Raw genomic sequence first — 24,343 nt, 5'->3', positions numbered from 1 at the left:
TCATCCACAATGTTTTTTTCAAACAGGCTCCGTTTAATACATAGCTCCCCAAAATTGCTCGCTTTCCCCCATACCCCACACCCCATACCCCACACCCAGTATCCTATCGTGGGTAATGTGGCTTAAGTTGACACCCATGGTCTCCTCCCCTACACCCCACACCCCACACCCCACACCCGCCCCTTCGGGGCTGGTGAGTTAAGAATTGTAAAAACCCTCAATCCCTGGCTGTTGTCTCTTTTTAATTCTCAATTTCCTGATTTAAACCGGAATCCGATCAAAATAACATCGCCGTCGCAACGCCTGTCGTAGTAGCACCTGATACTCTTGCTCCTCTATCATACAAGCGCCAAAGCGAGCCAAGTGAGGATTCATCATTTGTACATCAAACAACAAAAAGCCGCGCGATCGCAACCGCTCGACTAATTTGACTAACGCCACCTTCGAGCCTTCAGGAATCCGATAAAACATGGATTCGCCAATAAATGCGCCGCCAATCACAATCCCTAAAATCCCACCCGCTAGTTCATTTCCTTGCCACGTTTCAAAGCTATACGCCCAACCTTCCTGATAAAGTAACCAATAAATTTCCTGGAGTTCCGGAGAAATCCAGGTGCTTTCCCGATTGGCACAACCTGCCACAACTCCTTTAAAATCTCGGTTAATTGCCATGCTAAACCGCTTCTGATTGAGAACCCGTTGTAGAGATTTAGGATAGCGAAACCGCTCATCTAAGGGAATGATTGCTCGCTGGCGACTAGAGTACCACCCTAGTGATCCGGTTTCATCCGCCATCAAAAAATAGCCTTGAGCATATCCTTGAATTATTGTCGGAATATTTAACTCCATAGCACTAGAACTCGGTTGAGAGTCCCTGTTCTCGAATCGCTAAACACTATTTTAAAATTTTCCTGATCATACATAATTTCGCTATGCTTAAAAGTGACATCTCCCTGATTAAATCAAAGATTAATTTCTCAATTATGCTGCTCACACGACCTCAACTTTTGAGGTTGACAAAATTTAAACAGTATGTATTGTAGACAGCTAACGTTTGACATTTTATGGCTGAACCCATTCCCCCAGTTACCCTTCCCCCTGCTGAAAATGCCCAGCAGGAAGGAAAATGGTTGCGAGACGCTTTGGTGTACTGGCTGGATCATGAATTTTTACCCGAACCAGCCAATCAGGACATTGCCGATCGCGCCTCCCAAATCTTTGTCCGCCAACGCTTAGAAGGCGAAAACGATGTCGGTTCTTTGGTCATTGCCATTGTCACCGAAATGCAAGCCTTCGACTTCCGAGAAAGCTTCTATAGTGAATTCGCGATCGCCAACGCGGTTAGCGATTTGCTCCTCGACAGTCTGGGTATTGACCGTTGCTGTGGGAATTAGTCATCAGTCATTGGTCTTTTGTCCTTTATCTTTCGTTAAGAACGATTGACCAATGACCCAAATCTACCAACTCGACTTGACTACTCCTGGTAGTAATCCTTTATGCGCCCATTCCCGCAGCACATGGCGAGATAGACCAAAATCCCGATAGTAGCCCCGGGGACGCCCAGTTACCCAACAGCGATTCCGTACCCGATTCGGCGCACTACTGCGGGGTAACTGTTGGATCTTCCGGTGAATCTCTAGTTTCTCAGCCGGAGAGGACGCATTATCAAACTGTTCTTTCAGTGCTGCTCGCTTAGCCGCATACTTCTCAACCAGCTTCTGGCGCTTTTTCTCGCGCTCAATCATTCCTTTTTTAGCCATGAGTCTTTGGCGTTTCCCTAAATAAAGACACTGTTTCCTATCTTATCTTTGTCATTCGTCCTTTGTCATTGGTCATTGGTCAGGCAATAGGCAATAGGCAATAGGCAATAGGGTAATGGGTTATAGAAATTTTGTCTCCCATCTTCCCCAGCTCCCTCTGCTCCCTCTGCTCCCTCTGCTCCCTCTGCTCCACATCATCCCTCAAATCCTAGCACTGGGACATAAATCAGCCAGTACGCAAGCATTGCACTTCGGCTTCTTTGCCTGACAAATTGCCCGACCATGGTAAATTAAGCGAATTGACCAGTTTTCCCAGTCTTCCACAGGCAACAGTCGCATTAAATCACGTTCGATACGAATTGGGTCACTATGTTCCGTCAAACCCAGACGCTGAGTCAAGCGCTTGACATGAGTATCCACCGTCACTCCCTCGTGGATATCAAAGGCATTGGCTAGCACAACATTGGCAGTTTTGCGAGCTACACCGGGTAATTTCATCAGCAGTTCGATACGTCTCGGAATCTGACCGCCAAACTCGGCGACGATCATCCGACAAGCCCCTTGAATATTTTTCGCCTTATTGCGATAGAATCCAGTCGGACGCACCAAGGCTTCTAGCACCTCAATATCCGCCTGCGCGATCGCTCTAGCATTAGGGAATTGGCGAAACAACTCCGGTGTCACCTGATTCACTCGTTCATCCGTACATTGGGCTGAGAGAATCGTCGCCACCAGCAACTGTACAGGAGTGTCATAGTTGAGCGTACAGTGAGCATCCGGATAAAGTCGCTTCAGGCGAAGCAAAATCTCCAATGCCTGTTGCTGTTTAGCGGACCATTTACGGGTGATGCTCATGAACAATTTAGGGAAGCTGGGGAAGCAGGGGGAGCAGGGGGAGCAGAGGGAGCAGAGGCGTTCCGATAAAACATCTTTTGTAGGGGCGGGTTTTACTACTAACATTTCGTTTTCACCCTGATGTAACTAAACCCGCCCCGACCTAACCGTTCAATTATTGCAAATGACGTAGCTTGCTTCTCGCGATAGCGAGTATGACGAATGACGAATGACGAATGACCAATGACCAATGACGAATGACCAATGACGAATGACCAATGACCAATGACCAATAACAATCCTCATTGAAACAAATTTTGCACCCAACTAGAGGGAACCAAATTTGCCGTATCTCGCACAATCAGGAAAAGTCCTAACCCCAACAGTAAAACCAATCCCGTTTGCATGATATTTTGCTGAACTTCCGTAGGGATGGGTTTACCGCGAATTCCCTCGATCGCTAAAAATGCCAGTTGACCCCCATCCAGTGCGGGTAAGGGCAAGATATTAATAATCGCCAAATTGATGCTAATTAACGCCGCAAACTGAAACAGATTTCCCGCATCAGAACGGGCAATATTCGCGCCAATTGCCACAATCGCTACCGGACCGGATACTTGTTCAGCCGTTTCACCAAAATTGCTAATCAGTTGACCAAAACCCTTGGCAATTTCAGTACTCAGGCGCTGATATTCGTCAGCCGCAATCGTAAACATCTCGACAAGTCCGTCAGCGTACTTGCGGACTATTTCACCATTGGGTGCCAGTTGTACGCCAATTCTACCTTTGCCATCGTCTCCGGGTTCTGGCGTCACGTCCAGGGACAAGGTTTGTTCACCCCGCTTAATCGACAGTTCTAGGGGTTGGTTGGGAGAGTTTTGAATTTCGGTCATCAGGGTAAGGATCGCATTCCGACTGGCGCCCAAGGGTTGATCCTCAACCGCTAAGATAACATCACCGGGTTTAATCCCGGCTTGTTTCGCTACTAAGCTACTTTCTGCGGCAATTTCTGGAACCTGTACTCCCGGCTGGTAATTGAAGTCAGTAATTCCCACCGTTCCCACCTGCACCACCAGAAGAAAGTAAGCAAAAATTAGGTTGGCAATTACCCCAGCACTAATTACAATCGCTCGGTCTAAAACGGGTCGATTGCGGAGTAAATTTGGGTCATCCGGAGGGATCTCGCTATCGGGGTCATCATCGGGGAAACCCACAAATCCGCCCAAGGGGAAAGCGCGTATCGCATATTCCGTATCGGGTCCTTGGTATTTCCAAAGAACTGGACCAAAACCAAGAGAAAAGCGATTTGCATAAATGCCCTGCAAACGAGCTGCCATAAAGTGACCTAGCTCATGCACCACAATCAAAACCGCCAAGACTGCGATCGCCGCCAAAATTGACATAAGAAGTAATGTAACGATTGCTTGCGTCCTTTCTATTGTACGTTGCCGCTTTCAATACTTGGGAAGATGACCACTGGTTCGTAAGGTTACGCCCTGCGGTAAAAGAAAAGGTGATGTAGAGACGTAGCATGCTACGTCTCTACAACACCTCCCGTCCCCCCATATAGGAGTGTAGAACCTCTGGTATTTTCACTGTACCGTTAGGTTGCTGATAATTCTCTAAAATTGCCGACAGGGTGCGCCCAATGGCTAATCCAGATCCATTCAAGGTATGGACAAACTGAGTTCCTTTTTTGCCCGTTTCCTTAAAGCGTAGACTACCGCGTCGCGCTTGGAAATCACCGCAATTGGAACAACTCGAAATTTCACGGTATTTTCCCGAAGAAGGAAGCCACACTTCTAAGTCATAGCATTTTGTGGCAGAGAATCCTAGATCTCCAGTACAGAGTTCAATCACACGGTAAGGGAGTTTTAACGCCTCTAAAATGGCAGCAGCATCTTCCACCAGCTTTTCATGTTCAGCTTCCGAGGTACTCGGATGAACAAGTTTAACCAGTTCAACTTTATTAAACTGGTGCAGTCGAATCAGTCCTTTGGTATCTCGTCCATAACTCCCAGCTTCTCGGCGAAAGCAGGGGGTATAGGCGCAGTGATAAATAGGGAGTTGGGAGACGTCTAGAATTTCGTCACGGTAAAGATTAGTTAAGGGGACTTCCGCTGTGGGCGAAAGCCATAGATCATCGCTATCACACTTGAAGCTTTCTTCGGCAAATTTGGGCAGTTGACCCGTCGCTGTTAATGAGCGGCTGTTAATCAGTATCGGTGGGATTACTTCCACATAGCCTGCGGCAATTTGTCGATCTAGCATAAAACTAATCAACGCCCGCTCTAAGGCAGCACCGACACCGATTAGACTGACAAAACGGCTTTGGGCGACTTTTACCGCCCGCTCAAAATTGAGAATACCGAGAGTTTCGCCAATTTCCCAATGGGGTAAAATCTTGTCATTCTGGGGAATATACTCATCACCCCAACGGCGCACCTCGACATTTTCCGCTTCACTCTGACCAAGGGGAGTTGAGGGACTGGGTAGATTGGGTAGGGAGAGTAATAGCGCCTCAATTTCTGCTTTCAGTTCTTTTTCTTGAGGTTCTAGTTCGCTAATTTGGGTTTTAACCTGATTACCTTCCTCGCGCAGTTGTTGGGTTTCTGGCGCGTCAGGGGGACTCCCGGCTTTAATTTTTTGACCGATGAGTTTACCAATCTCATTACTACGGGCTTGCAGGCGACTACGGGATGTCTCTAGTTCCCGTTGGCGCTGATTCAAGTCCAAAATGGGCTGGAGGTCATATTGACCCGCCCCTCGTTTTTCTAGGCGTTCTTGGACGCTTTGTGGATTTTCTCGGATTTGCTTTAGGTCAAGCACAGATTTTTAGGGATACTGGGCAAAAAGGACGAATGACAAATGACAAATGACAAATCACCGATTAATGCGATTGAACAGCCAAATGGCAATGGCGATACCCGCAAAATGAGCTGTAATGGTGTTGATATTCGCCTGTACCAAGAATAAATCTAAGGGTCGCACGAATCGGTTGGCTTCGTACACCGTCAAGCCAGAGGGTTGGGAAATCGAGCGGATCACAATGCTGCCGATGATGGCTTGAGCACCCACAATCGTCAATAACATGCCCGCCATATTGACGATTAATCCTAGCCTAATGGTTTTAAGGGTATCGGCTTTGCTGGGTCGTGTTTCTGTATTACCAACGAGTAACTGTTGGGAAATGCGAGTATAGCGCCATGCGATGTAGACACCCACACCTAACGTGACTAACCCACAAATAGCTAAAAATATACCAAACCCAACACCTTGTTTCTCTTCTGTCGGTCCAATGGTACGACCAGCGATTCCGGTGAGCAAGATCCCCAGCGACACAACTCCGAGGACTAATTGTACCCACAAAGCAATTCTACCAAAGGTACGCAGCACCAAGGCGATGCGCTGGAGGGGGGTGGGTAGTGAGGACGTATCGGGCAATTCTCGCATTGGGACTCGAATCCGTGAGTGACACCTATTTCATATTTAACCAGGAGAACTAGAAAACTGTTGTTTGTGCAAGCGAAACGCTAACTCCGACGAATCTTTGCCACTCATTATAAATTTTCATAATTCATCATTTATATTTCATAATCTTTAGCTTATTCCTCCGTGAACTTTTAATGGGGGTTGTGCGTCTGTTAGGTCAGGTATAAAGCGAAAGCCAAGCTTTAGCCCTACGGGGGGAACCTCATCGTCTTGTCAGCTCATGGAGGAAGCGTATGGAACCGAATTGGAGACAACGTTTATCCTACGCCATCTGTGCCATCGCTTTAGTCTGGAGTTTGTCGTTGTACAAAAATCAGGTCAGCACGAATCCCCTATCTGCAGCTCAAGAACACTGGCAGGCGATCGCAACGGCTAATCCCGATCTGTTAATCTATGGCTACAGTGATCATGCCGTTCTTAAGCGCTCCTACAATGTACCTGATGTGAATGAGACCTATCAGGGGCAATCCATCTACTCAGCTTGGCAGGACTTTTTCCGCCAGTATGATATCAAAGACTTTCAGGTACTGGAGCAACAACGGCGCGATCGCACGGTTAAAGCTCAAATTCAGATCACCGCCAAATCTGATCAGGGACTGATGGTGGTTTGGTCAATGTCTTACCAGGCTGACTTCGATCAAACAGGTAAGATTATTAAAGAAGTTTGGCAGACGAATCCAGAACTGGGTGTTTAACTAACGTTTTCCAGACCCCTCCGGAAATAGGGTAGCATCTCCAAGTCGTGACCAATAGACGGTCTGAAACCCCCTTAGGGAAAACGTTAAGGAATTGAAAACAAAATATTGCGGACTATTGCTCAATAAGCTAGTAGAAATTATTAATGCTAGCAATGCGATCACGCACTCAGGTTGCACACTAAGGGGACAATTTCCCCCGGATCTGGACTTGGAAGCCTCGATTTTTTTGGAAAAATACTCCATGACTTAGCTAAAATTGATGGAGATTATTCAGTGCTGTTGCATCTGCCGTAACCAAACTAACGAGTGCATTAGACGACCTCAATACTTTGAGGTTATAAAGTACCAGAGGAATGAGCAAGTCGAGATTGCTCATTGCTGATCGATACATTGCACCAAACTTTTTCAGGGTGTTGAAACCATGGTTAGTTTTAGGAAAACTGTCCCATGCAAATCTGACTCACTGGGATATTCAGCGGACTATGCAGATGAAATTTGAGGATATCTATCAGTTTTTTCAAGACCCTCCTCCCAACTATCTCAACAAGGAATTAGCCGTATGTTATGTGTTGTCTGTCCTCATAGAAGGGGAATCCTATGGCACTCACTTGATCCAACAACTCGAACACGAATACCCAACCTATCGACTGTCTGATACAGTTCTTTACAGCGCCCTCAAGTTTCTGGAAGAAGCTGGGGCAATCACTGGGTATTGGAAAAAAGTGGAAGGACGAGGACGCCCCCGTCGTATGTATCAGATCTCTGGTGATTGGCGGGATAAAGCCCGCGAACTAGCAGGGTTTTGGCGTAGGTATATTACTCAGGAGAAACAAGCAATATAGCACATTTCGGCAGAATTACACCATCAGTAACAATCTTTCCCTAACTCAAGGCGAGGTGCAAACACGGGTTGGTGGGGTGAACTGATGGTCAGTTTCTGCCGTCATGTACGGGTTCTTCGGCTAAATGAGTTATTATTGTCAACGACAAGGGAGCTGTTGAGTCTCTTACGGCTCAACTGTTGAATCATGTCGGTTCACCCCAGTAAAGTGGTAAGCCAAGGATACCTGTTGTTGGTCAATATCTGTGAGTACACCAATTCTGTCTTCCACATTCCTGCTGACTCTTTTATTAGCAGTAGGTTTGTTCTTTTTCATCCGTGCTTCGGTTAAAGACCGAACTCAAAAAGTTCAACTCATTGCCCAAGAACCCGAAGCCTCCCTCTTAGAACGGTTGCAGAACTATTTTGATCAAAGGGCATACCGGGTAGCTGCGGTTGACCAAGCCACGGGTCAAGTGACATTTCAGGGTTTTGTCCGACCCAGTTGGTTTCTGGCTATCTTTTTAACCGCACTTGCTGCCTGTGGTATTCTTTGCCTATCATTGGTTCTATCCATACTGTACCCAAACCTATCCCAGGTTTTCCTGGGGCTAGTTTTACTGGCTCCTGTGGCTGGCATTTTTTACTGGAAAGGTGCGGGGCGCGATGAACAGGTGTTTCTAAAAGTTGAACCTTTGCCGAATCCTCAAACGGATACACAAAGCTTGGTGACGGTTATCGCCCATCGAGATGAACTCGCTCAACTTCAGCAAGCCTTGAAACTTCAACCCTCTCCGGAGGCGGGGGATTAAGGGAAGCTGAGGAAGCTGGGGAAGATAAGGGAGATGGGGAAGCTGAGGGAGCTGGGGGAGCTGGGGGAGCTGGGGAAGCTGGGGGAGCTGGGGAAGCTGAGGGAGATGGAATACAAAATTTCTAAAATTTCTATTCCCTGTTCCCTATTCCCTGTTCCCTATTCCCTGTTCCCTATTCCCTGATACCAAAAAACTAGAATTTCCAATACTGAAAAGTCATCATTTCAATCGTCCTGACTTGAGGATGCTGACAATTAACCACAACCCTAAAAAACTAGCAGCACCAAACAGGATATTACTCAATAGTGAAAGCTGACTCGTTTGCGCTCCTGTCGAGATAATTGCTGCGCCCATAATCAAGGAACCTACCAAAATACTAAATGAAAGCCGATTGGCTGAATCATCCAGACTGCGTCGCAGAGGGTCAATATCTCGAATGATGATATTCCACTTTAAGGTTTCTGAGGTGATCCGGTCAAGCAGTAACTCCATCTGACGGGGAGATTGTAACGAGAGGCTTTTGATATCCAGAGCGGTTCTGAGAAATGTTTGCAAGGGATTGGAACCCAAAAGCTGACGCCGAAATAAATCGGTCATCAAGGGTTTGATTTCCTCAAGGAGATTCACCTCTGGATTAAAAGTACGAGCCACCCCTTCCAAGTTGGCGAGACATTTGGAATATAATCCCATATTGCTGGGTAAACGGACTCGGTTATTCCGGGCAAGTTCTAAGATTTCATAAAAGATCTCACTGAAGTTGATTTGTGAGATGCTGAGGTTGTAGTATTTTCTCAACATGCGATCGTAGTCATTTTCCAACCGCGATAAGATAATAGGTTGACCTGACTCAGACAGTTGCAGGGTTAACTGGGCGCAGCGTTGAGCATCTAAATCAACGATCGCGAGTAACATTTCAGTTAAAATCTGTTGAGTGCGTGGGTCTAAGCGTCCAACCATGCCGCAGTCTAAAAGCGCCACGCGACCATCCTGGAGATAGAATAAGTTGCCCGGATGAGGATCAGCATGGAAAAAACCATCCACATAGAGTTGCTGAAAAAAGGCACGAAATAACAGCGTCGTAATTTCTTGGCGCTGTTCCTTCTCAGTTTTGCTATCCGCGCCATTTTGCTCTACCGAAAACTGGGCTTCGAGAATGGGTTTACCCTCTAACCATTCCATCACCATCAGTTTCTCCGTCGTCAACTCCCAATAAATAGCGGGAACCACGATTTGGGTTGGGTCAAACCAGCGACTTCTGGAAAGATTGCGCCGCAATTGGTCAGTGTAGCTGGCTTCTTGGGTAAAATCGAGTTCGGCTTGTAGAGCGCTGGTAAACTCATCAGCTAATGCCACGACATCATAGTCTTGTCCAAACTCAGTGCGCGAGACTAAATCTGCCAAGCCTTTAATTATCGCAATATCCTGAGGAACAACCTTATCAATCCCTGGACGCTGAACCTTCAGCGCAACATCCTGACCATTTTTTAGGGTAGCTCGATGGGTTTGGGCAATAGAACCAGCAGCCACAGATCGAGGATCTATCTTAGCAAAGGTTTCTTCTAGCGGCTTTCGCAGTTGTTTTCGCAGTAATATTTCAACCTCACTCCATGGCACTGGTGGCACTTTAGCTTGGAGTTCCGAGAGAGCGTCAATGTAATCGGCAGGTAACAAATCAGGACGAGTACTCAGCAGTTGTCCTAGCTTCACATAAACGGGTCCCAATTCCGTTAGTACGTTCCGCAGTACTTCTGGGGGAGGCAATTGGGGGTCGTCAGCCTTGCTACCTGTCAGCAGTTTTCGCATGTACTCCCAACCATTGCGGAAGACGACTTCTAGAATTTCGCGTTGTCGAGAGTTGCTTTGAGTTAAGGAGAACATAGTTTATATAGTTTATACTGATGGGCTTGGAACAGAGGTTAGTTTAGGAGTCAGGTCAGTGGTACTCTAATCCCTCAACTGAAGGATACTGTATTTAATATAAGAAATAATTTAATCATTGCAGGAGTTTCCCTATCTGGCAATCCGTCTACTGGATTAAGTTGGGAATAGTAGGTTGGGTAGAGCGTAAGCGTTACCCAACAAAATCTTCTATGAGTTGGGTTTTTTTCTCAGATTTCAATTGACGTGCATTTTAGCGATTTCTCAACTTATACAATCATTTTCAGCTTGATGAGATATACTTAAAGACTGCATAGCCAACGTGATATAGATGCCAGTTGATTGTCATTCGTTAAGTTAGCCGCATTTGTCAGGGTTCCTTCCTCTAGCTGATGCCAAATTTCGCCTGCCATTTTATTTTCAATCGCGGCTCCAATAAAGAAGGTATGCGGTTTTAGTCCATGGGTCATAAATGCTTGATTGATGCGCTGTAGTGCTGAACGAGCTGTCTTCCAATGTTCATCAGTCATTGACGCCCACCGATTCATGCTTGAATGCAGCCATTGATAAGATTTACCTGCAACTGTCAAAGTAGATAGCAACATTCGTGTTAACTTACGTTGTGCTAAGACTCCACCCACATTTCGCATTGAACCGCCTAGGGTATCTCCTCGTATGAGCAGAAATCGAAAAACTAATTCTTCTTCTTCTCTAAAGCTAACGCGACAAAACCAGCTCTTATTGCTGCATAAGGAGTCACTAAGTCATCACTGGCATTCAAATGCAATAGGGCTTATCCGCTGCCATTAGCCTTTTCTCCACACATAAATACACTTACGCAACGGTTCTCGTCCATGAGCGCCCATTTGTTGACTACTATTACCTTTACCATTGGGTAACACGAGAATAGTTTCCACAAAAAAGCCCAATTTTTCGGCTAAGTCTGAAAGAATAAGATCTACGGAAATACTAGCTCCGGCATAGCGAACATTATCATTTACCATGATCAAGGGAGCATTGTCTTTCAACACTCGCGCACATTCTGCAATTGTACAAGCCATTTCATAAAAGTAGCCGCGAACCATACGCGGAATTCCTTTGTTATTTAAACTTCCCTGTGCGTTCTGAGCATCTAAATAGTGAAGAATAGCTTGTAATAATTCCTGTTGATCAGCCGCCGCGATCGCGGATTTCCAGTGAGGGTTTATCTGAAGTAAATCTTTGGGGCGATTTTCCACAGTACAACTTAGCATTTGTTGCCTTAAGTTGACTAATTTTTGCTGATTGATTCCCAACAATGCTAATTCTAAGGCATAGGTTCTGGTATAATCGTAGCGATTACAATAGGGCGGTGATGTGACAATGGCATGGTAGGAACTATCGGCTAAGGTTGGCATTAAATCTAGACACGAACCCTTATCAAGCTTAATCTCACCTCGTTCCTGTTCTACCGAAAAAAGTTCAAGCTGTTCATGCTGAGGCTGCAAGTCAGCCACAATCTCATCGAGTTTATTGCAAATGGCTTCAGCAAAACTGGGAATTTTCCCTTTATTAAAAGCCTTCTTTCCGGCTTTCCGGTTTGAGCGATAATCCCAGCGCAAATATTGACCATCTTTGCGTGTGTAACTCACAGATTCTAAAATACAAAGTAAGGCAAAGCGTAAAATAGCCTGAACTCGTTTATTCTCACCTTGCCATGCGCTCATGTATTGTTCGATGGCGTTTCGAGTTGGTTCGGGATAAGCCCCTTTAGTAATTCGTAATTCGGGAAGAGAACAAATATTCTTAACGTTTTGCCAAGGTCGTGTCGTTGACCAATGGGTTAAAATAGCGATATCATCAGTAGTAACGTCTGAGGCTAATAGTTTCCGAATGGTAATGATTTCTTGACCCATCGGCAATAATTCAATACCTTGGGCATTGATACCCATTTCACTCGCGACAAATAGGGCTGTACCACTCCCAGCGAATGGATCTAATATTGTACCGTTAGTAATCCCATAACGCTGCAATAGATAGTCCACTAAAGCAGCAGAAAACGCTTCTTTATATTTGTACCAACGATATATGGCGCGAGTTTTATTGGCTTGATAACTAACCAATGAGCGATTAAGCTGATCATCGACAATTAACTTGCCATCGAAGTGTTTTACTAATTCCGAGTCTAGGTGTTCAATTTCACCTAAGCTGGGTTGAACTGATACCATTTATACTAGGGGGTGGACATAATTCAAGTTAACGGTTGAGATTAGGGAACAGGGAACAGGGAACGGGGAACAGGGAACAGTAAGGTTTTGAGAGCGATTTACAAAACTTAATACAGTACCGTTTTCTTTTTCTTTTGTCCGACTATTTATGCACGGGTAAGCAGATTTTAATGTAGTGGTATAGCCCATCTAATTTGATAGATTAATATCCAGCCACTGTAGGGGCGCACAGACGTTCGCCCGATTCAATCGTCACATCTAATCCACAATTTTATCTAAGCTGTCACGCATTTAAATTGGGAATGGGTAGCGAGCAAGATGCTCGCACTACGGCAAGGATTTTGTCATTATTGACATTAAGGTTTAAATGCAAAACAGCTTATGCCACGCCAGTAATTAATCTAGCTGACTAATTCTTTTGGTCTCACTTCAGCAGAAAGCTTGGCTTTTTCGGCTAAATACTCCGCTAATTGTGCTTCAATATTATCCCGGACAATTTGACGGTACTCCAGAAAATGCTCCAGATGAGCGCAATTGACGATATAACGCTCAAAGATGCGGGGATTTTTCCGTAAAATTGAGAATAATTGACGCCAAAATTGGAACCGAGTGTAACGCTTGACTCCCTGTCGCCACATAATAATTAATAGCGCCCGCAGAGTTGTCCAGTCGGGTATCTTGAATTTACGCTTGTGCGGCGTGGGTTGCATCTGGAGGAAATGGCGATGCACACGCCCCAAATAGCGGTGGGGTTCGTACAGTTCCCAGAAACAACTGACATATTCACGAGCCAGTTCTTCGACAGGACGAGTAGGGATAAAATTAATTAGGGTTCCTTGGTGAATATTGGCTTCCTTATCTTCTTCTAACAGACGCTCCTCTCGCTTGAGTCGATGCCATAATGCCGTATTGGGTAACGCCTGAAGCATACTCACCATGGCTTGAGGAATGGCTGTGGCTTCTACAAACTGGATAATGCGATCGCCTGCTCCGGGTTTTTCCCCATCAAAGCCAATAATAAAGCCTGCCATCACCCGTAGTCCAGTCTTATTTATCGTTTGTACGGCTTCCATCAGAGAGTTGCGAGTATTCTGGAATTTTTGAGTCAGGGATAAACTTTCCGTATCCGGTGTTTCAATCCCCAAAAACACACCCGTAAAGTTAGCCGCTATCATTAAATCCAGCAATTCCTGATCCTGTGCCAAATCGACGGAAGCTTCTGTACTTAAGCGGAACGGATAGCCGCGTTCCGCCATCCAGGGACCCATTTCTCGCAGTAATAGCTTGACGTTCCGCTTATTGCCAATAAAATTATCATCCACTAGGAAAATCGAACGCCGCCACCCCAAGTCATAGAGTCGTTGTAATTCGGCAAGCAGTTGGGCTGGGGTTTTCGTGCGCGGCTTGCGCCCATACAGGACAATAATGTCACAAAACTCACACTGAAACGGACAGCCTCTAGAAAACTGTACCGACATATCACTGTAGTCACTTAAATTCAGTAAGTCATAGCGAGGAATTGGGGTGTGGGAAACATCCGGCTTTTCTCCATCAGAACGGATTACACCAGAGGTTTCTCCGCGTTCTAGCGCTTCAACAAACTTGGGTAAGGTGATTTCCCCCTCATCCAAAATTAGAAAATCGACCCCCGCTTGTAATGCTGTCTCGGGTACAGAGGTAAAATAGGGACCTCCGGCTGCAACTGTCTTCCCGCGCTGCTTGGCTTCCCGAATGATGTGCAGCAAATCAGGTTTCTGCACAATCATCCCGGAGACAATGACTAAATCTGCCCAATCCCAATCGGCTTGAGTTTCTAATCTCGCATTCCGGTCTACTAGGCGGAATTCCCACGTCTGAGGCAATATCGCTGCTACAGTAATCATACCCAAAGGTGGCAGAGTTACCTTACGTCCTACCAGTTCGATGGCTTTGTCAAAGGACCAGAACGATTTGGGAAACTGGGGATAGAGGAGTAAAACGCGCATGGTAATTTAGGTAGTGGGCAATGGGAATCCGGGAATTCTCCTGGGTAGGGTCTTCCAATTCCTAATTCCCCATAGTATACGCCTTGGTGAGCGATCGCGATTCTTCTGATGGGGGGAATTTTTCCACAATACAGTGGGGTTGCGAAAAGTTGGTGATAAAATCCCCTGTGCGATCGCACCACTAGGTTATGATTTTTGTAGCGTATGAGGCAAGTGAAGATTGCACTATTGTCTCTTGAGGAACGTCTTCAGTCAACATTATGGTTATCTTCAGAGCTAGGGAGATTACGCTAGAAGAAGTTGAGACTATACTCGGTTTCATCCCCTGTGTTTCTTTCACTGCATATCCTCTAAGAATGTTTCAACTTGACCATTCGGATTCAGGACAACCCGAATGGTGGGATTCCTGTCTCCTTGAACGGGTGAAACAAACGGTTCACCGACTAAGGGAATACCTGTTTCTTGAATGTGAATTTGTGAAGCTTGTCCCAGAGGAATAATCCGTTCAATGGAACCATCTTGGTCAATAAATAGCCGATACTCTAGCGTTTTTGTCACGTCTTCTGGCGGTTGCCATCGCTGTTGCAAATAGGTTCTCGCCTGGGCAACTTGAGGAATTGTGTCAAAGAGTCTACCTCTGGCGGCATCATTGGTATCATCTAACTCGGTTGACTCTATCTCCGTATCCGTTGGCAAAGAAGGACGACGGGCGGTTACTGAGGGACGACTCATCACGTCTGGGAGTTCCGGTGTAGCTGGAGTGACATCAAGAGGGGGAAATACAGGCAGTGGTGGAGGTGTCGCGGGTACTTGGGTCGAATTCCGGGACTTTGGCACATTCCCAGTCGGCGCTGGAGGGCGACTAGGCTGGGTAGGGGGTGGAGTTGACGGAGATGCTGCTGTTCTCGGTGCAGGTTGAGCCGCAGGGCGCTGGGGTGGAGGTGTGATGGCAATCTCCTGACGTTGCGGTGCAGGTGCGGGTGACGAACTCCGAGTCGATGGTGCTGGGGGTTTAACGGGTTTGGGGGGAGGTACTGTGGGCGCGTTGGCTAACGAGGGTGGTACTGTTGGCGTCGGAACTGGCGAAGGTGGTGAAGGTAAGGGGGATGGTGTTGGTGTGGGCAGTTCTTGAGCTAGGTTTGAGGGGACTTCTTCGGCTGAATCTGAGGCTGAACTGAGGCTTGCGGTTTCCTGAGTTAATTGGGATTGATTGAACCATCTCACACCCGCCGTCGTTACTCCTACGGCTAACACGACGGCGGCGGCGGCTTTTGTCCAAAGGGGTAGAACTTTGGCTTTACCCGCACGATTGAGATTGGGTAAGGCTAAAATTTCTGCGGCATAATCATCTAAAGCGGTGGCTAAGTCGAACAGTTGGAGGACACTTAAATAAACAACTGATCCAGAGTCTTCGTTTGCCAGTTGACCCAGAACTAATTCATGGGTGACTAATCCTTTGGGTTGTAGCGTAATGCCTAATGAAATTGCCCACTGTTTTAAAGGTTGTAATTTTGTGGATGGTAGTTCCGACTCTTGATTGTCTTGGGGTTGATCAGAGGTAACTATTGAAATAGGAGAGGCGGTTCTTGGGGTATTAGATTCGGATTCCTCTGGATTATCAGGTTGTACAGAAGAGGTTAGATTAGTCCAGGATAAGGGTGGGGGAGAGGTGTTGAGGAAGTTTTGGACGTAGTGACTTACTGCCTCATATAAGACATCCAGTTCCGTGCGATCGCCTTTTATCGTAACCAGCTTTTCGTCAGGCTGTCGCGGATCGTCAAAATGTAATTCAAACTGTAAGTCTTTCACCACAGACTTCCCCACCCAACGCGACAGGGGTGACGTTTTTGCCACAATTTCCAGAGTACAGGTGGGTGGCGTATAGCGGCGTAGAACTGAGCTAGATAAGGGCATAGTCATTGGTCATTTGTCAAATAATTCTTGCCATTAAAGAAAGGGCGGGTTTTGCAGCCAAGCTAAGGATAACCATAAATATTATTTCCTAAACCCGCCCCTACGCAGACGCTGAACCTAATAAGGCTAACCAGAGACGCCGATGACCATGAGAATCACTGTAAAAGAGTAAATCAATGAGTAATTTGAATGCCAGTTGATTGAGTAAATCCATAGATACATTGTCTCCTTGCTCCATCCGTTCCTGATAGGTGTTAATAAATGTATCGAGATAATCGCCTAACAACGCAGTCCGATGGGGTTCACTATTTTGTTCAGTCATTTGCTCTAATAGGGTTACAGCCCGACGGATGAGTTCCTGATGCTGTTTGGCTAAATGGCAAATAATCAAAACGAGCGATCGCGCTTCTTCCACATCCAACTTTTTGCGCCCCCCTGAACTTTTACGCTGGGGGTTAGACTGACGCAGACGCCATAACCCGACGCGATCGGACACCACTGACTCTAAATTCAAGTCAGCCGCCGCTTGCAGCATTGCCTCAGAACCAATACCCGCCAGGGCTTCCAGCGCCATTAAGATTAAATCCAACTGGGTTTTAATGTTATCCAGTTGCAGAGAGTCTGGCACTTGAGCGAGGGGCAAATCCTGCCAAGCGTGAGACGAGGTTGGCGTCTTTAGGGTAGAGCGCATAACGTTAGAGTAAGAAATTAAATCGGGCGGGTGGATGTAGTTACCAATAGAGAAACACGACTTTTAGAGTGTACCCTAAGTTTCCTGGGGGCAGAATTGAGGGAGCAGAATCCCCTTTTGAGGAGGCGATTGAAATCGCTACTACACAAACAAAGTCCGCCTGTGCGGACTTTGTTATAACGGGGGTAGCGTTCCCCGGATACAGATTGGTAACTACCTTAACAATTCCTCAATCTCCTCCGGCGTGAATTAGCTCAATTCCACTGAGGTGACTAGAATCCTCATACCGTTGGAAGGGTTGACCGATGAGGTTGCCAGAAGTGTCCCACAGACGAATCGTCTTGTCACCACTGCCACTGACAATCCGGTTTCCATCGGGGCTAAATGCTACTGAGAAGACCCCATCCTCATGCCCTTTGATCAGATGGGGTTCTCTAGCATCCGCGCTGGCATCCCGTAAATTTGACTGCACCTGGGGAAAAGTCTTCTCACGAACCTTCTGCCATTCTGCCTTTAGCCAGAGAGTTGTTGAGGCAACGGCTGCTGTCGTCATTATCCCCATCACCGAAACAACTACCCCGATTAACACCAGCCGATTTTTGTGTTTATATCCCTTGCTTTTCTGAATATATGCCTTTTGTAACTCCGTCGCGGCAGGCTGTTTATTTTGCCCTTGAGTTTCCTGTAACCAAGCTTATTGCACGATTCATCATCACCCTCACCCCCCTGACTCCCCTCCCAATTTAAGAGATGCCGTGCGTTGGATCGCCCAACTTGGCGGGTTCTTAGCCCGTTCTCATGATGGCGAACCGGGGGTTAAAACTATTTATTTGGCAAGGTCTGCGACGACTGCATGACATTGCCCAGACTTGGCTTTTACTTTCCCCCAAAACTACTGCTAAAGTCAAGGAAATTTATGTTAACAAAGATGTGAGTGCGGATTTGAGTGAGGTGAATGGGTAGGGCGTGAGGATACCCGCTGGGTGGTATAAAATACCAAGGAGAGGTCAAAATGATTGAGTCAAAAGCGCCCACAGCATCCATCATGTATCAGTTGCAATCCTTGGGGGACGCCCTCAAACAGTTTTTTGGATATACTACCTTCCGCCCAGGACAGCAGCAAATCGTTGAAGAAGCGCTTCAGAACCGTGACTTGCTGATTATTATGCCCACGGGGGGCGGTAAGTCGCTGTGTTTTCAACTCCCGGCTTTACTTAAACCAGGGTTAACGGTGGTGGTGTCGCCGTTAATTGCGCTGATGCAAGATCAGGTGGATGCCTTAGTGGATAACGGCATAGGGGCGACATTTCTTAATAGTACCTTGAGTTGGGATGCGGTGCGATCGCGGGAAATGGCAATCCTCAACGGTAAGATTAAACTGCTGTACGTTGCCCCAGAACGCTTGCTGGCAGAGAGATTTGCTCCCTTTTTAGAACAAGTGCGATCGCAGGTGGGAATTTCGGCGTTTGCGGTTGATGAGGCGCACTGTGTCTCAGCCTGGGGACATGATTTTCGTCCGGAGTATCGGCAAATTAAACAGTTACGTCAACGGTATCCGGATATTCCCATGTTGGCGCTTACCGCTACGGCTACCAAGCGGGTGCAGCAGGATATTGTCCAACAACTTACACTTCGTCAACCGAGTATCCATATTGCCAGTTTTAATCGCCCCAACCTTTACTACGAAATTCAACCTAAACAGCGCCAAAGCTATAACCAACTCTTCAAAAAAGTTCAATCCCATAAAGGATCAGGAATTATCTATTGTCTCAGTCGTCGCAGTGTTGAAGAAGTAGCATTTCGGCTGCAAAAAGATGGCGTTTCAGCCTTGCCTTATCATGCGGGCATGAGTGACATTGACAGATCCAGTAATCAAAATCGTTTTATTCGCGATGACGTGCAAGTGATTGTGGCAACTATTGCCTTTGGCATGGGAATTAATAAGCTCGATGTCCGCTTTGTGATTCACTACGATTTACCCCGAAATTTAGAAGGGTATTATCAAGAATCGGGACGGGCAGGACGAGATGGAGAACCTGCCTATTGTACACTCTTTTATAGTCCCGGTGATGTCCCCAGACTGGATTATCTGATTGATCAAAAACCTGATCCGAGAGAACAGCGTGTTGCCCGTCAACAGTTACAGCAAATTCGCGACTACGCTGAAGGAACCGATTGTCGCCGCACAATTTTATTGAGATATTTCGGTGAACGGTTTAAGGGAAATTGCGATAACTGCGATAATTGTTGTCATCCTAAACCCGTTGAAGATTGGACAATTGAAGCGCAAAAGTTTTTGTCCTGTGTGGCGCGTTGTCGGGAACGATTTGGCATGACTCATATTATTGACGTGCTGCGGGGTTCCCGGAAAAAGAAGGTAGAACAGAATGGACATCACCTCCTCTCAACTTATGGAATTGGCAGGGATAAAAGCATTGACGCTTGGAAAATGCTGGCGCGATCGCTCTTGCATCAGGGGTTAATGGATGAAACGACGGATGGGTATCGGGTACTGAAGCTGAATAAACGCAGTTGGGAAGTGCTTCGCAAACAACGTTCTGTGCATATTGCGATTACTCAAACCCCTGTAGCAAAAGCTATCTCCAATGTTAATCCGAGAACGGCGGAAATTGAATTGCTGTTTGAGAGACTGCGAAAACTACGTAAACAAATCGCGGATACTCAAGCGATTCCCCCTTATGTGATTTTCGCTGATTCTAGCCTCAAGTTAATGGCACAAATAAAACCTAAAACCCTGGAGGAGTTTGCCCAAATATCGGGGGTAACGGCTCACAAGTTGACGCAGTACGGCGAGCGGTTTGTGTCGGAAGTTCGAGAGTTTTGTCAGGGGCAAAAGTTACCCGTTCCTTTGCCTTCAAATAGCCAAATGGTAACCTTACAACTGTATCAGCAAGGATTAAGTATAGAGGAAATTGCGGAAAAACGGGGTTATGCTCCTAGCACCATTCTTACTCACTTAAGTGAGCTAATTGAGAAGAATCAGCCTATAGATTTAAACCGATTAGTAGCAGCAGAACGGCAAAAGCCCATCTTGCAAGCGATTCAGAATGTTGGGACAAACTCCCTGAGAAGCCTGCGGGAAGAGTTGGGAGAGGATTATAGTTATGGTGAAATTCGACTTGTGCGATCGTGGTGGATTCGGGAGAAGAGTTAAGGATTGATGGGTGTTGGGTGTCGGGTGTCGGGTGTCGGGTTTAGGGTGTCGGGTGTCGGGTTTAGGGTGTCGGGTGTCGGGTGTCGGGAAAAATTGACGCTTCGACTCCGCTCAGCGTCAACACCGAATTTCGACAGGCTCAATTGCCGCGGAGTCGAGGTGTTGAACTTTACTCAGAGAGTCACCAAAATTGTTTATTCGTTGGCTCGCCTGGAGAGCGCTTGCTCCTTACCCTATCTCATCTTATGGGTTTTTGTGTTTCTCTAAGATTTTCCCCACACCCCACACCCCACACCCCATACCCCACACCCCACACCCCACACCCCATACCCCACACCCCACACCCCATACCCCACACCCCACACCCCACACCCCATACCCCATACCCTGCTTACCTTTGACGCGAGCTTGTCACCCCTTCAGGTTCAAGTAACATCAATTAGTGATCGGGATCTGAATCCAGAATTCTGTTCCTTGTCCTGGTTCAGAATAACATTTTAGAATACCGCCATGTTTTTCCACCACAATCTGGTGACTAATGGATAAGCCTAACCCTGTTCCCTTACCCACCGGTTTTGTGGTAAAGAAGGGATCAAATAAGCGATCGCGCACAGTTTCGCTCATTCCGGGTCCATTATCGCGAATCCGAATCACGGCTTGATTCTTGTCTACAACCTCGGTGCTAATCCAAATCCTTGGTTTAAGGGTTGATTGGCTCTTTTCTGTTGCACTTGCCCCGGCTTTGATTACACCATCGAAGGCGTCAATGGCATTGCTAATAATATTCATAAAGACTTGATTCAGTTGACCCGCATAACAGGCAACCGCAGGCAATTCCCCGTATTCTTTGATCAGCGTAATTCCTGGCGAATTACCACAAGGTTTCATCCGGTTGCGAAGAATCAATAAGGTACTATCAATGCCTTCATGAATATTAACTGCCTTCATTTCGGCTTGATCGAGCCGCGAGAAATTCCGCAAGGAAATTACGATTTCTTGAATCCGATCGGCTCCCATTTTCATTGAGGAAAGCATTTTCGGCAAGTCTTCGATGAGGAAGGATAACTCAATGTCTTCAATAAAGTTTTGAATATTTGGCAGCGGATTGGGATAGTACTGTTGATAACATTCGATGAGTTGTAATAAGTCGCCAATATAGTTCGTCGTATGACTAAGATTCCCGGTAATGAAATTAACCGGATTATTGATTTCATGGGCGATTCCGGCTACCATTTGACCGATGGTAGACATTTTCTCGGTCTGAATTAATAACGATTGGGTTTGCCGCAATTCGTGTAATGCTTGTTCTAATTGATTTGCCTGGGTTTGAGCCGCTTGCGCCGCCGCCCGGGTTTCGGCAAATAATTCCGCATGTTCGATCGCGATCGCGAGTTGATCCACGACAGCTTGCAGTAATTTAACTTCGCGATCGCTCCATTGCCGCGAACCCCGATAATGACTACAGATAATCGCCCCCAGTTGTCCAGTTTTCGTTTGTAGCGGTAACACTAATCCTGAAGTAATTCCCCAATCAGCCAATAGCGATCGGGTTTCGGGGGCTAAGTTTTGGGTTTGGCTGACATCATCAATTCGCAGGGGATATAATCGGTTAATAATGTCCGCTAAGGGGGCAAGTTGTGGGGGAAGACAGTCGCCTAATAAACTGGGTAAATTCGGATCTCGTGCTTCATGGGTAACGCTTAAACTGGGTTGATCGGCGTTGGACTTTAACCACAAAAAGTGACAGCCGTCAACCTCCAGCAATCCCCGAATTTCCGTGACGGCTATGTCTAGAATCGTATCGAGTTCTAGGGAATTGCGAATTTGGCTAGCTAACTGAAACAGTAAGGCTTCCCGGCGACTGAGGAGTTCTTCGCGTACCCAAATCCGGTCAATGGCTACTGCGATCGCATTCGCAACCCATCCTAATACCCCTTGCACAATTTTAGAGAAGGGTTGGCGATTGTGTAAGGCAATAAACCCAACCAGACGAGATTCGACAATTAGGGGATAAATTCCGATAAACGTTTTGTTGGACAAGTCATGTCCCGGCGTTAAGATCGGACGATGAATCGGCTTGAGAGTTTGGGCGACTTTGGCGATTAAGCCTTGGTTGGTGAGGATGCGTTGAGGGAATAGATGGGTGGGTAATTGTTCACCACTCTGCGTCTGCAATTCTAAGACTAAGGGCATTTGCGTCTCGTCTGTGATGCCCGCCACTGTCCAAATCCCAGCACCCAAGGCGTTTAGATGGCGGATCATGGCTTCGGTACAGCGTTTAAGACTTTCACCTAGACTGCCATTTTGTCCCACGAGAACAGCGCCAATATCGGCTTCTAAGGTAGACAGACGCGATCGTTCTAGCAGACTGGCTTTGCGTTGCTTGGTGTTGGTAATATCACGGGCGATCGCATGGATGACACCTGCTTCGGCTAAAGGTAAACAGTTCCAAGCCAGCCATTTATATGATCCATCTCGACATCGATAACGATGCTCAAAGTAAATATCTGACGGACTGCTTAAAAGGGTTTGCCAAGCGGTTAATGTAGCGCTGTGATCATGAGGATGTACGAAATCGAGGAATGATTGAGAGAGAAGTTTATCCTGGCTATAGGCTAAGGTTTTTTCAAAGGCGGGATTAATTCGCTTAAACCTACCATCGAAACCAATCACCGCCATTAAATCAGGTGAGAGGCTAAAAAAGCGATCCAGTTCAATCTTGGCTTGTTTTTGTTCGGTGATATCCTTACAAACTGAGATATATTCATAAGGATTACCTTGGTCATCAACCAACGGCACGATCGTCGTATCCACCCAATAGAGGTTGCCGTCTTTGGCGCGATCCTGAATATCGCCACGCCAGATTTTGCCCTGAGAAATCGTGTCCCACAAGTCCTTAAAAAACTGGCGTGAGTGATAGCCAGAATTGAGTAAACGATGATTAGCGCCATAAAGTTCATCCCTCGAATATTGAGAGATCTGGCAAAATTTATCGTTAACGTAGTGGATCTTACCGTGAGAATCTGTAATTGCCACAATTGACGAGTGATCCAGCGCGACTTTCATATCGACCAGGTTCTGTGGGGATGTTTGTAAGGCTTTTTCCAGCCGTTGACATTGATGAACCTGGGATTCTAAGTCAATTACTTTCTTTTGCCATTCTAACTGCGCGATCGCCTGTCGGCTTAATGAGGCTAGGGCATCCTTTTGTTGCACCGTCAACTGTCGCGGAACTCGGTCGATAACTAATAAAATACCCACCGTTTCATCGTCAGGGGTAACTAAGGGAACGGCGGCATAAAATAGTATCGGGAGTGAAGTTGTTGGAGATTTATCAGAGGCTAGAGTATCTTCAACCACTAATAACGGCTTATTTTCTGTTATTATATCCTGGCGGATTTGGCGACAAAACTCTAAGTATTGCGGTGTGGAATCGGTGTCTAAACCCACCTGTGATGGCAACCACTGACCTTTGGCATCACAGAGACTAATGAGTGCGATCGGAGTTTGGACAACGCTAGCCGCTAACCGAGTTAAATCGTCAAATGTTGCCTTAGCCGCCGCATCAATATGGCGATCTGGATAGAGTTGCTCAAGGTTGACTGTTGTGTTACTCAATACTAGCGTGTTCATTAACTTAACTACTCCTTACCCTTGTCAAAGCTAGATGCACGAGTGTTACGTCCTTGCCATGGATGTGATGACTCTAGTGTGATCGATGTTGTCTGGTTGAGCAAACCCTATCCTGGCTTCAAGATAGGACAATGTGTGCATAGCTTAAACACATTAGGAAACTCTTGTTTAAAGAAGGGCTTTAGTGTACTATTCAGGTTAGCCCAACCAAATCCTGGTCTGCTCAAAGTAGGTAAGCCTGTTCCTAAACCTACTCGTTGGTCAAGGTTTCCGCTACCCAAATTAACGTCTATACTTCGATTCAGACTTCCACTTTCCTGGCTATGCAGGTGCTGCTGGGAAATAAAATTCACAATGTTTCCCCTATTCAATTGGTACGTTAGCACCAAGGTAATACGTTTTATCACATAGCAACAAAGAAGAGGTTGCGCTCCAGGAAAGGGG

At 46.5% G+C, this 24,343-nt stretch carries 20 protein-coding genes and 2 pseudogenes; 7 read left to right on the top strand and 15 right to left on the bottom strand.

The features are described 5' to 3' along the window. Positions 1-261 precede the first annotated feature (261 nt). Entirely contained in the window at positions 262-849 is a 588-nt protein-coding gene (aat, locus tag RIG66_RS19165) for a leucyl/phenylalanyl-tRNA--protein transferase (RefSeq protein WP_446380345.1), read from the bottom strand. Positions 850-1,064: 215 nt separating this feature from the next. Between aat and RIG66_RS19160 the strand changes: the two genes are divergently transcribed. After that, positions 1,065-1,394 (top strand): hypothetical protein, encoded by a 330-nt coding sequence (locus RIG66_RS19160; protein WP_006101347.1) that lies wholly within the window; start codon positions 1,065-1,067, stop codon positions 1,392-1,394. 63 nt (positions 1,395-1,457) lie between these two features. Here RIG66_RS19160 and rpsN read toward each other — a convergent pair whose 3' ends face one another. The 5 genes from rpsN to RIG66_RS19135 form a co-directional block, all read right to left on the bottom strand. Then, positions 1,458-1,760, bottom strand: a complete 303-nt coding sequence (gene rpsN, locus RIG66_RS19155; RefSeq protein WP_446349045.1) for a 30S ribosomal protein S14 — start codon at positions 1,758-1,760, stop codon at positions 1,458-1,460. A 201-nt stretch (positions 1,761-1,961) separates the two neighbouring features. After that, on the bottom strand, positions 1,962-2,615 hold the full coding sequence (gene nth, locus RIG66_RS19150; protein WP_446380344.1) for an endonuclease III: 654 nt from the start codon (positions 2,613-2,615) through the stop codon (positions 1,962-1,964). A 281-nt stretch (positions 2,616-2,896) separates the two neighbouring features. Beyond that, positions 2,897-3,997: an RIP metalloprotease RseP gene (rseP, locus tag RIG66_RS19145; protein WP_446380343.1), complete on the bottom strand. Its 1,101-nt coding sequence runs from the start codon at positions 3,995-3,997 to the stop codon at positions 2,897-2,899. A 139-nt stretch (positions 3,998-4,136) separates the two neighbouring features. After that, a complete protein-coding gene (gene serS / locus RIG66_RS19140) occupies positions 4,137-5,423 on the bottom strand; it encodes a serine--tRNA ligase (RefSeq protein WP_446380342.1) in 1,287 nt (428 codons plus the stop codon). Between the two features lie 54 nt (positions 5,424-5,477). Further along, the gene (locus RIG66_RS19135; protein ID WP_446380341.1) at positions 5,478-6,047 is read right to left on the bottom strand and encodes a DUF3611 family protein; all 570 of its coding nucleotides are present in this window, start codon (positions 6,045-6,047) and stop codon (positions 5,478-5,480) included. A 272-nt stretch (positions 6,048-6,319) separates the two neighbouring features. On the opposite strand from RIG66_RS19135, the gene RIG66_RS19130 reads away from it, so the two are divergent. The 3 genes from RIG66_RS19130 (at position 6,320) to RIG66_RS19120 (ending at position 8,416) form a co-directional block, all read left to right on the top strand. Next, positions 6,320-6,781 (top strand): hypothetical protein, encoded by a 462-nt coding sequence (locus RIG66_RS19130; protein ID WP_446380340.1) that lies wholly within the window; start codon positions 6,320-6,322, stop codon positions 6,779-6,781. Positions 6,782-7,272: 491 nt separating this feature from the next. Then, the gene (locus tag RIG66_RS19125) at positions 7,273-7,626 is read left to right on the top strand and encodes a PadR family transcriptional regulator (protein WP_446349072.1); all 354 of its coding nucleotides are present in this window, start codon (positions 7,273-7,275) and stop codon (positions 7,624-7,626) included. 244 nt (positions 7,627-7,870) lie between these two features. Beyond that, the gene (locus tag RIG66_RS19120) at positions 7,871-8,416 is read left to right on the top strand and encodes a cofactor assembly of complex C subunit B (RefSeq protein ID WP_446380339.1); all 546 of its coding nucleotides are present in this window, start codon (positions 7,871-7,873) and stop codon (positions 8,414-8,416) included. A gap of 219 nt (positions 8,417-8,635) precedes the next feature. On the opposite strand, the gene RIG66_RS19115 is transcribed toward RIG66_RS19120, so the two are convergent. The 8 genes and pseudogenes from RIG66_RS19115 to RIG66_RS19080 form a co-directional block, all read right to left on the bottom strand. Next, complete coding sequence (locus tag RIG66_RS19115; RefSeq protein WP_446380338.1) at positions 8,636-10,294, bottom strand: ABC1 kinase family protein; 1,659 nt, start codon at positions 10,292-10,294, stop codon at positions 8,636-8,638. Positions 10,295-10,596: 302 nt separating this feature from the next. Next, positions 10,597-10,998: pseudogene (locus tag RIG66_RS19110) on the bottom strand (AvaI/BsoBI family type II restriction endonuclease); the annotation flags it as partial. After that, positions 10,989-11,054: a hypothetical protein gene (locus tag RIG66_RS19105; protein ID WP_446380348.1), complete on the bottom strand. Its 66-nt coding sequence runs from the start codon at positions 11,052-11,054 to the stop codon at positions 10,989-10,991. The pseudogene RIG66_RS19110 and the gene RIG66_RS19105, both read right to left, overlap by 10 nt. 46 nt (positions 11,055-11,100) lie before the next feature. Further along, on the bottom strand, positions 11,101-12,501 hold the full coding sequence (locus RIG66_RS19100; protein ID WP_446380337.1) for a DNA methyltransferase: 1,401 nt from the start codon (positions 12,499-12,501) through the stop codon (positions 11,101-11,103). 401 nt (positions 12,502-12,902) lie between these two features. Then, positions 12,903-14,486 (bottom strand): B12-binding domain-containing radical SAM protein, encoded by a 1,584-nt coding sequence (locus RIG66_RS19095; RefSeq protein WP_446380336.1) that lies wholly within the window; start codon positions 14,484-14,486, stop codon positions 12,903-12,905. Between the two features lie 336 nt (positions 14,487-14,822). Next, positions 14,823-16,406: a DUF4335 domain-containing protein gene (locus tag RIG66_RS19090; RefSeq protein WP_446380335.1), complete on the bottom strand. Its 1,584-nt coding sequence runs from the start codon at positions 16,404-16,406 to the stop codon at positions 14,823-14,825. 94 nt (positions 16,407-16,500) lie between these two features. Then, positions 16,501-17,091: a DUF3038 domain-containing protein gene (locus RIG66_RS19085; RefSeq protein WP_446336531.1), complete on the bottom strand. Its 591-nt coding sequence runs from the start codon at positions 17,089-17,091 to the stop codon at positions 16,501-16,503. A gap of 229 nt (positions 17,092-17,320) precedes the next feature. Beyond that, positions 17,321-17,644, bottom strand: coding sequence for a WD40 repeat domain-containing protein (locus RIG66_RS19080; RefSeq protein ID WP_446380334.1), 324 nt, complete (start codon positions 17,642-17,644; stop codon positions 17,321-17,323). Positions 17,645-17,780: 136 nt separating this feature from the next. Between RIG66_RS19080 and RIG66_RS19075 the strand changes: the two are divergent. The 3 genes and pseudogenes from RIG66_RS19075 to RIG66_RS19065 form a co-directional block, all read left to right on the top strand. Then, positions 17,781-18,054: pseudogene (locus RIG66_RS19075) on the top strand (IS4 family transposase); the annotation flags it as partial. A gap of 82 nt (positions 18,055-18,136) precedes the next feature. Then, positions 18,137-20,266, top strand: a complete 2,130-nt coding sequence (gene recQ, locus RIG66_RS19070; RefSeq protein WP_446380347.1) for a DNA helicase RecQ — start codon at positions 18,137-18,139, stop codon at positions 20,264-20,266. 6 nt (positions 20,267-20,272) lie between these two features. Beyond that, complete coding sequence (locus RIG66_RS19065) at positions 20,273-20,533, top strand: hypothetical protein (RefSeq protein ID WP_446380333.1); 261 nt, start codon at positions 20,273-20,275, stop codon at positions 20,531-20,533. A gap of 168 nt (positions 20,534-20,701) precedes the next feature. Here RIG66_RS19065 and RIG66_RS19060 read toward each other — a convergent pair whose 3' ends face one another. Then, positions 20,702-23,899 carry a PAS domain S-box protein gene (locus RIG66_RS19060; protein ID WP_446380332.1) on the bottom strand — a complete coding sequence of 1,066 codons (3,198 nt, stop codon included), beginning with the start codon at positions 23,897-23,899 and terminating at the stop codon, positions 20,702-20,704. Positions 23,900-24,343 lie beyond the last annotated feature (444 nt).

The organism is Coleofasciculus sp. E2-BRE-01 (genome assembly GCF_040221695.1).
In the GTDB taxonomy this organism is placed as follows: Bacteria; Cyanobacteriota; Cyanobacteriia; order Cyanobacteriales; family Coleofasciculaceae; genus Coleofasciculus.
Note: the sequence above shows the minus strand (reverse complement) of the source record. Positions and strands in the feature narration are given on the sequence as shown.

Coding starts and splice junctions, on each gene's coding strand:
- RIG66_RS19125 (WP_446349072.1), top strand. CDS start 7,273: ATGAAATTTGAGGATATCTATCAGTTTTTTCAAGACCCTCCTCCCAAC.
- RIG66_RS19100 (WP_446380337.1), bottom strand. CDS start 12,501: ATGGTATCAGTTCAACCCAGCTTAGGTGAAATTGAACACCTAGACTCG.
- RIG66_RS19135 (WP_446380341.1), bottom strand. CDS start 6,047: ATGCGAGAATTGCCCGATACGTCCTCACTACCCACCCCCCTCCAGCGC.
- RIG66_RS19085 (WP_446336531.1), bottom strand. CDS start 17,091: ATGCGCTCTACCCTAAAGACGCCAACCTCGTCTCACGCTTGGCAGGAT.
- RIG66_RS19160 (WP_006101347.1), top strand. CDS start 1,065: ATGGCTGAACCCATTCCCCCAGTTACCCTTCCCCCTGCTGAAAATGCC.
- RIG66_RS19090 (WP_446380335.1), bottom strand. CDS start 16,406: ATGACTATGCCCTTATCTAGCTCAGTTCTACGCCGCTATACGCCACCC.
- aat (WP_446380345.1), bottom strand. CDS start 849: ATGGAGTTAAATATTCCGACAATAATTCAAGGATATGCTCAAGGCTAT.
- recQ (WP_446380347.1), top strand. CDS start 18,137: ATGTATCAGTTGCAATCCTTGGGGGACGCCCTCAAACAGTTTTTTGGA.
- rseP (WP_446380343.1), bottom strand. CDS start 3,997: ATGTCAATTTTGGCGGCGATCGCAGTCTTGGCGGTTTTGATTGTGGTG.
- RIG66_RS19060 (WP_446380332.1), bottom strand. CDS start 23,899: ATGAACACGCTAGTATTGAGTAACACAACAGTCAACCTTGAGCAACTC.
- RIG66_RS19065 (WP_446380333.1), top strand. CDS start 20,273: ATGGGTGTTGGGTGTCGGGTGTCGGGTGTCGGGTTTAGGGTGTCGGGT.
- rpsN (WP_446349045.1), bottom strand. CDS start 1,760: ATGGCTAAAAAAGGAATGATTGAGCGCGAGAAAAAGCGCCAGAAGCTG.
- RIG66_RS19095 (WP_446380336.1), bottom strand. CDS start 14,486: ATGCGCGTTTTACTCCTCTATCCCCAGTTTCCCAAATCGTTCTGGTCC.
- RIG66_RS19130 (WP_446380340.1), top strand. CDS start 6,320: ATGGAACCGAATTGGAGACAACGTTTATCCTACGCCATCTGTGCCATC.
- nth (WP_446380344.1), bottom strand. CDS start 2,615: ATGAGCATCACCCGTAAATGGTCCGCTAAACAGCAACAGGCATTGGAG.
- RIG66_RS19080 (WP_446380334.1), bottom strand. CDS start 17,644: ATGACGACAGCAGCCGTTGCCTCAACAACTCTCTGGCTAAAGGCAGAA.
- RIG66_RS19115 (WP_446380338.1), bottom strand. CDS start 10,294: ATGTTCTCCTTAACTCAAAGCAACTCTCGACAACGCGAAATTCTAGAA.